The following is a 257-nucleotide window of genomic DNA, read 5'->3' as shown; positions in this document are numbered from 1 at the left end:
CCCTATATTTCAAGTCTGCCTCCTCCCAATCTTGGTAATCTCGCCATTGGGTGAGATTGCCCCAAATGGAAATGACAAGGGATAGAGCCAAGCCACCAATGAAAAGAAGAACATTCTTTGAGGTTGGCTCGAAGCGATGGGTTACAACCTTCTTTTGAGGTGATTTGTTCATTACTTCAAGTTTTTCCTGCAATGCCTTCGAGGAAACATCATTCTCTTGTCTCATCTGCTTGACTGCATCAACCAAGAACTTGCTT

The 257-nt window shown here is 43.6% G+C and carries 1 pseudogene; it reads right to left on the bottom strand.

The features are described from left to right. A pseudogene (locus DW917_RS17955) lies at positions 1-257 on the bottom strand (hypothetical protein); the annotation flags it as partial.

It is taken from the genome of Prevotella sp. AM42-24 (assembly GCF_003461825.1).
In the GTDB taxonomy this organism is placed as follows: domain Bacteria; phylum Bacteroidota; class Bacteroidia; order Bacteroidales; family Bacteroidaceae; genus Prevotella; species Prevotella hominis.
Note: the sequence above shows the minus strand (reverse complement) of the source record. Positions and strands in the feature narration are given on the sequence as shown.